Here is a 7,290-nt window from a genome sequence, read left to right on the forward strand (position 1 = left end):
CGCTGGTGGCCGCCGAGACGCTGGGTTCCGGCGGCGCGCCGTTGTCCGACGCCGAGCTGGCGGCGCTTTGCGCCCGCCACGGCAGCTTGGCCGCCGCGTTGCCGGTGCTGCCGCTGCAGCAGGGCCTGCTGTTCCACGCCCAGCTGGGCGAGGCGGCTGGCAAGTACAACTCCATCACCCGCGTCACTTTTGAAGGCCCGCTAGGCAGCGACAGGCTGCGCGCGGCGCTGGCGGCGGTATTGCGCCGCCATCCGCAGCTGGCCGCCGGCTTCGACAGCGAGGCCCAGGCCGAGCCGCTGCAGTTGCTGCCGCTTGTTCTGCCGGAATGGCCGTGGCGCGAGCTGGAGCTTGCGGCGTCGGCCGACGAGGCCGAGGCGCTGCAGGCGCTGGAGCATGAGGAGCTGAACCGCGACTTTACGGTCGGCGGCCCTGGCGACGGCCCGCTGCTGCAGGCCACGCTGGCGCGCCACGGCCAACTGTCCACGCTGTTCCTGACCGCGCACCATTTGGTTGTCGATGGCTGGTCCACGCCCATCATGCTGCGCGACTTGCTGGCCGCCTACGGCGACGGACCGGACACGCTGTCTTCGATCCGCGTCGACTACCCCAGCGTGGTGCGCGCGCTGTCGGCGCGCGACCTGACGCCGGCGCGGCAGCTGTGGCTGCAGACGCTGGACGGCGTCAAGCCGACGCTATTGTTCGGCCAGCAGATGGCCGCGCCGGAAGTGCGCGAGCTGGAGTTGGTGGTGCCGAAGGCGCTGGAGGACGCGCTGACCGAGCGCTGCCGCGAACGCGGCCTCACCCTGAACACCGCGATGCAGGGCATGTGGGGCGCGTTGCTGTCGGTGCTGACCGGCCGCAACGACGTGGTGTTCGGCTCGCCGGTGTCGGGCCGCTTCAGTCCGGTGGACGGCGTGGACGAGCATATCGGCCTGTTCAGCAACACCATTCCGGTACGGGTGGCTCTGCGGCCGGACGCGACGCTGTGGGATCAGCTGGCCGATTTGCAGGCGCGGCAGATCCGTCTGCTGGAGCACGACGGGCTGGGCCTTGCCGAAATCCAGCGCCTGGCCGGCGCGGCCACGCTGTTCGACACGCTGCTGGTGGTCGAGAACTACCCGGATCAGGACATGCAGTCGCGCGACTACCACTGCGCGCGCATCGCCTCGCTGCGCAACCGCGGCCATACCCACTATCCGCTGACCGTGCTGGCGCTGCCTGGCGACCGATTGCGGCTGCTGATCGAGTACCGCGATCTGGTCAAAGAACCGCAGCAACTGGCCGAACGCATGCTGGCGCTGCTGGAGCACCTGGCTTATCAGCCGGAGCTGCCGTGGTCGGCTTTCAATCCACTGACCGGCTCCGAGCGCGAGTTGATCGAGCAGGTCAACGCCACCGCCGTAGCGATACCGGAAGCCACGCTGCGGTCGCTGCTGGAGGCCCAGGCGGCCAGAACGCCGGACGCGCCGGCGCTGCTGGACGAGGCGCGCGCGCTCAGTTATGCCGAAACCCGCGCCCAGGTAGCCCATCTGGCCGGCCGGCTGGCGGAGGCCGGCGTCAAGCCTGGCGACATCGTCGCCGTGGCGTTGCCGCGCTCGGCGCATCTGAGCCTGGCGCTGATGGCGGCGCAGGAAGCCGGCGCCGCCTATCTGCCGCTGGACACCGGCTACCCGGACGAGCGGCTGGCCTATATGGTGGCCGACGCCAAGCCGGCGCTGATCGTCACCTGCGCCGAACTGGCGCCGCGTTTCGCTTCCATGGGCACGCTGCTGCTGCAGGACGAACTGGCGATCGATCCGCAAGCCTTCGACGCGCCTGCGCTGACGCCGGACCACGCCGCCTATCTGCTGTACACCTCCGGGTCCACCGGCCGGCCCAAGGGCGTGCTGGTTTCGCACCGCGCCATCGTCAACCGCCTGCTGTGGATGCAGCACGAGTACGGCCTGAACGCGGATGATGTGGTGCTGCAGAAGACGCCTTGCAGCTTCGACGTGTCGGTGTGGGAATTCTTCTGGCCGCTGATCATCGGCGCGCAGCTGTTCATGGCGCCGCCGGACGCGCACCGCGATCCGGAGGCGTTGCTGGAGCTGATCGCCGCGCGCGGCGTCACCACCTTGCACTTCGTCCCGTCGATGCTGGCGGCGCTGCTGGCCCACATGCGGGGCGACGCGGCGGCGCGTTCGGCCCAGACGGCCAGCTTGCGCCGGGTGTTTTGCAGCGGGGAGGCATTGTCGCGCGAGTTGGCCGACGGCTACGCCGGCCTGATAGACGCGCCGCTGCACAATCTGTACGGCCCGACCGAGGCGGCGGTGGACGTCAGTTACCAGCCGGCGGCCAAGCCGGCGCCGGAATCGGCCAGCGTGCCCATCGGCCTGCCGGTGTGGAACACCGCGCTGCGCATTCTGGACGCCGCGCTGCGGCCGGTGCCGGTGGGCGCGCCGGGCGAGCTTTATCTGTGCGGCGTACAGCTGGCCCATGGCTATCTGGGCCGGCCGGACCTGACCGCCAGCCGTTTCATCGCCGATCCGTACGCCGAGGGCGAGCGGATGTACCGCACTGGCGACATCGCGTGCTGGCTGCCGGACGGCGCGGTGGAGTATCTGGGCCGCAGCGACGACCAGCTGAAGATACGCGGCCAGCGCATCGAGCTGGGCGAGATCGAGGCGGCGCTGTTGGCTCAGCCGGGCGTGGCCCGCGCGGTGGTCCACGCCCGCGCGCTGGGCGGCCAGGCGGCCCATGCTGCCGGCGCCGACAACCGCCAGTTGGTCGGCTATGTGATCGCAGCGGATCAGGACAACCCGCCCGAGGCCGACGCGCTGCGCGCGGCGCTGGCCAAGGTTCTGCCGGCCCACATGGTGCCGGTGGCCGTGATGCGGCTGGCGGATTTCCCGCTCAGCGCCAACGGCAAGCTGGACCGCAAGGCGCTGCCGGAGCCGTCGGCTGCGGCGTCGATCGACGGCCGAGAGCCGCGTCCGGGCCTGGAAAGCCGCATCGCCGCCTTGTTCGCCGAGATATTGGAACGCGATGCGGTGCGCGCCGACGACGACTTCTTCGCGCTGGGCGGCCACTCGCTGTTGGCGATGCGGCTGGCGGCGACGCTGCGCCGCGAGCTGAAGCTGCCGGTGTCGGTCGGCCAGATCATGAGCTCGCCGACGGTGGCCAAGCTGGCGGCGGTGTTGTCCGACGCCGGCCTGGCGTCCGACCCGGCGCTGGCCGGCTTCGGCGAGGTGCTACCGCTGCGTGCCGGCAAGGGGCGGCCGCTGTTCTGCATCCACCCGGCCTCGGGCTTCGCTTGGCAGTACAGCGGCTTGTCGCGCCATCTGCGGCAGGGCTTGGCGCTGGTGGGGCTGCAGTCGCCGCGCCCGGACGGCGCCATCGCCCGCTGCGCCGGCATGGACGAGGTGTGCGACCGTCATCTGGCCAATCTGCGCCGCATCCAGCCGCAAGGCCCGTATCACCTGATCGGCTATTCGCTGGGCGGCACGGTGGCGCAAGCGTTGGCGGCCAAACTGCGGCAGCAGGGCGAGGAGGTGGCTTTCCTGGGCCTGCTCGACACCTATCCGCCGGAGGGCCAGGACTGGAACGGCCCGACCGAGGAAGAGGCCAAGGCCGAGGTGGCGCGCGAGCAGGAGCAGTTCATGTCCGCCACCGAGGACGCCGCCGACGCCTTCATGCTGCGCGAAAAGACCGAGATGTTCGGCCACATCGTCGCCAACTATCAGGACGCGGTGCGGCTGCTGTCGCAAGCGCGCACGCCGCGCTACGACGGCCAGGCCACGCTGTTCGTCGCCCGCCGCACCTTGCCCGGTGGCATGGACGTGCGGGAAACCTGGCGGCCGCACCTGGCCGGCCTCTCCGTGCACGAGCTCGACTGCGCGCATGAGGATATCGTGTCGCCGCAGTCGCTGGAGACGCTGGGCCCGTTGCTGGACGGTATTTTGAAGGAGGTGGATAGCCTGGGTTGATGCCGCGTTGTTTCCGCTAGCTTCTGTTCTTTCCGTTAGATGAGTGACGGACTTGGCCGAGAGGCCGAAATGCCGCGCCTGATGTCAGGCGCGGCATTTTTGTCGATGGGCCAGTCACATGCGCTTTCTCTTGACGTCCCTGATGTTGGAAATCCTGGGTGATGGCCGTCGTTCAACGAGAGTCGGCTATGACCTGCGTTTTGAGCCGTGACCGGAGGAAACTCAGATGAAAATCTTGATCGTGGTAGGAGAGGGCTTGCTCGGCGCTTCGGGAGTCTCGATCTCGGAACAGTCCCAAGAGTTCTACGAGTACGGGCTGGATCTAGTGGAGAAATATCTCCGGTTGAAAAAAGAAGACTCAATCGACGCGGATGTAGAGTTTTACATTCCTCAATCCATGTCGCAGGCGCATTCGGAGCGTTTGGGTTTGATGAGTGAAGCCAGGCGGGAGGCTGTTCTCGGCGTCACGGAATATTACCAGGCCATAGCCGGGTTGGTGCATGGCTTGCTGCGCGCTCGGAATGAGAGGAGTTGCCTGATTGTCATTGGCCATGGCTTTCAGATCATCAATGGCGGCGCAGTGCAATTGCTGACTGGGAACGGCGTGGGTAATAGCATTGATGATTCGAATATCAATGCGATTCGGCCGGATGTCTACATCGGCTTGCATTGCTATCCGGGAGCGATCCTGAAAAAGCTCGATAATACCTGCATCGCTTGCGGAATGACAGGGATGAATGTCGGACAAAATAGCCATATCAAGAGTTTTTGCGAATCCGATAAGCTGATTCCGCTGCTTCAGGATATTTTCAGCCTGTTTTTGGTTATCGATGTGGAGGAAATGGATGCGCCGACAATCAGGGAGCATGAGCAAGCCGTTATACAGGCCATGAGGGCATTCAAGGATCATTCCACGCCGGATTTGATGGTCAGCGACAAGGCTTCGCTTGCGCGGAGCAAGAGCTGAGGCGAGACCGCGCGATCAACGCTGATCGGTTCTAGAGAAGGAAGGCCCCTTTCGGGGCCTTTTTTGTTGCCACTTGTTTCTAAGGCCGCTAGATGGGATTCATTCGCGATGTTTTTGGCATACCGTGTAGAGGTCAAAGACGGGAGGGATGGGATGCGGATTCGACGAGGCATGGCGGCGTGGCGATTGGCGGCGGCGTTGATCTTGGTTTGGCTGGCCGGCGGCGCGCATGCCGCCATCGATCCGGAGGTGCTGTCGCCGGTGCCCAAGGTGCAGGACGGACGACTGGCGGTGAAAACCGACAGGGGCGAGGGCGAGTTGCCCATTCATTTTTCGCGCGACTGGAGCCGGCCGCAACCGGGGGTGCGCCGCGCGGTCATTACGGTGCACGGCTGGCCACGGCGCGATCTGCGTTCTGGCGGGTATGCGGCGGCGCAGGCGGGGGAGGCCGCGCGGGGCACCATCGTCATCGCGCCGCAATTCCTGATCCAGGCGGACATCGACGCCCATCATCTGCCGGACAAGGTGCTGCGCTGGGGCGTCAACGACTGGGCGATAGGCTACGACGCCGAGGCCCCGGCGGCGCTTAGTTCTTTCGACGCGCTGGACGCCATCCTGACGCGGCTGGCGGACAAACGGCTGTTTCCGGATCTGGATGTGGTGGTGATCGCCGGGCATTCCACCGGCGGCCGTTTCGTCCAGCATTACGCGGCGATAGGCCACGGACAGGCGGCGCTGCTGGAGCGCGGCGTGCATATCCGCTACGTCGTTTCCAATCCTTCCATTTACCTGTACTTCACCGCGGCGCGGCCGAAGCCGGCGGACGCCGCCTGCGGCAAGACCGACCATTGGGAATACGGGTTGGGCGGCGCGCTGCCGCGTTATGCGCGCCAGCCGGTCAGCCCGGCCGCGTTGCGTACTGCCTATCTGTCCCGCGACATCGTTATATCTGCTGGGCACGGCCGACACCGACCTGACCGGGTCCCAGCTGGATACCACCTGCGCGGCCGAGGCCCAGGGCGCGACCCGTTTCGAGCGCGGCCTCAATTATCTGCGGACGCTGCCGCCGCCGGGCGAGGGCGGCGGGCAAAGGTTGTTCGAGGTGCCGGGCGTCGGCCACCACAGCGCCGCGATGTTCGCGTCCGAGTGCGGGCGCTACGCGTTGTTCGACCAGGGGCGGTGCGTCGAGACAGCGGTCAAGCGCTGAAGGTCCGGTTGGATTGATAGCGATGAAAGGAAATGGCCCGATAAGGGCCATTTCACATGCCGGAGCCGCAAAACGAAATCAGCGCGGAATCACCATCGGCGTATGGCTGACCGGGTCCTCGATGATCAGGCAGGGCAGGCCGAATACCTGCTCGATCAGTTCGGCGCTGACGATGCGGGAGGGCGCGCCTTCGGCGACGATGCGGCCGTCTTTCATCGCGATCAGGTGGGTGGCGTAGCGGCAGGCGTGGTTGATGTCGTGCAGCACCGCCACCAGCGTGCGGCCGCCGTCGCGGTTGAGCGTGCGGAACAGCTCCAAGAGTTCAATCTGGTGGGCGATGTCCAGATAGGTGGTGGGTTCGTCCAGCAAAAGCAGCGGCGTTTGCTGGGCCAGCGCCATCGCCACCCAGGCGCGCTGGCGCTGGCCGCCGGACAACTCGTCCACCAGTCGGTCGGCGAGGTCGACGGTGCCGGTGGCTTTCAGCGCTTCATTGACCGCGGTTTCGTCGTCGCGGCTCCATTGCCGCAGCAGGCCCTGATGCGGATAGCGGCCGCGCGCCACCAGATCGGCCACGGTGATGCCATCCGGGGCGACGGCGCTTTGCGGCAGCAGGCCCAGCTGGCGCGCCACCGCCTTGGCCGGCTGGCTGTGGATGTCGCGGCCATCCAGCCGCACCTGGCCGTCCAGCGGTTTCAGCAGGCGGCTGAGGCTGCGCAGCAGCGTCGACTTGCCGCAGCCGTTGGGGCCGATGACGACGGTGAAGGAACCGTCGGGAATGCGCAGGTTCAGCCGCTCGCAGATCGTCCGTTGGCGGTAGCCCAGCCGCAGGCTGTCGCCGGAGAGACGCGGCAGTCCTGCAACGGGCGCGGTGGAATCAACGGCGGCGGGGCTGAGCTTGAAGGACAGGGTGGTCACGGTTTCGCGCCTCCGGTTTGGCGCAGCAGCAGCCACAGCAGGTACAGGCCGCCGATGCAGATGGTGACGACGCCAACCGGCAGTTGGCGCGGGTAGAACAGATGCTGCGCGGCGTAGTCGGCCGCCAACAGCAGCAGCGCGCCGGTCCAGGCGGCGGTAAGCGGGCTGGTGGCGCGCGCGCGTTGCAGCCGCTGGGCGATCTGCGGCGCGGCCAGCGCGATGAAGGCGATGGGGCC

5 protein-coding genes are annotated in these 7,290 nt (G+C 67.1%); 3 read left to right on the forward strand and 2 right to left on the reverse strand.

The annotated features are described in order from the left end of the window. The 3 genes from LQR33_RS23280 to LQR33_RS23290 form a co-directional block, all read left to right on the forward strand. A partial coding sequence (locus LQR33_RS23280; RefSeq protein ID WP_231470632.1) for a non-ribosomal peptide synthetase occupies positions 1 to 3,965 on the forward strand: 3,965 nt, incomplete at its 5' end. Positions 3,966 to 4,191: 226 nt separating this feature from the next. Next, a complete protein-coding gene (locus LQR33_RS23285) occupies positions 4,192 to 4,932 on the forward strand; it encodes a hypothetical protein (RefSeq protein ID WP_166440595.1) in 741 nt (246 codons plus the stop codon). A 153-nt stretch (positions 4,933 to 5,085) separates the two neighbouring features. After that, entirely contained in the window at positions 5,086 to 6,156 is a 1,071-nt protein-coding gene (locus LQR33_RS23290; RefSeq protein WP_221667643.1) for a hypothetical protein, read from the forward strand. A gap of 61 nt (positions 6,157 to 6,217) precedes the next feature. On the opposite strand, the gene LQR33_RS23295 is transcribed toward LQR33_RS23290, so the two are convergent. Further along, entirely contained in the window at positions 6,218 to 7,054 is an 837-nt protein-coding gene (locus LQR33_RS23295; RefSeq protein ID WP_231470634.1) for an ABC transporter ATP-binding protein, read from the reverse strand. Continuing rightward, on the reverse strand, positions 7,051 to 7,290 hold a 240-nt coding region (locus tag LQR33_RS23300; RefSeq protein WP_231470635.1), incomplete at its 5' end, for an iron chelate uptake ABC transporter family permease subunit. The genes LQR33_RS23295 and LQR33_RS23300, both read right to left, overlap by 4 nt.

Origin of the sequence: Chromobacterium piscinae, from assembly GCF_021129175.1 — a bacterium.
Classification (GTDB): domain Bacteria; phylum Pseudomonadota; class Gammaproteobacteria; order Burkholderiales; family Chromobacteriaceae; genus Chromobacterium; species Chromobacterium piscinae.

Coding starts and splice junctions, on each gene's coding strand:
- LQR33_RS23285 (WP_166440595.1), top strand. CDS start 4,192: ATGAAAATCTTGATCGTGGTAGGAGAGGGCTTGCTCGGCGCTTCGGGA.
- LQR33_RS23290 (WP_221667643.1), top strand. CDS start 5,086: ATGCGGATTCGACGAGGCATGGCGGCGTGGCGATTGGCGGCGGCGTTG.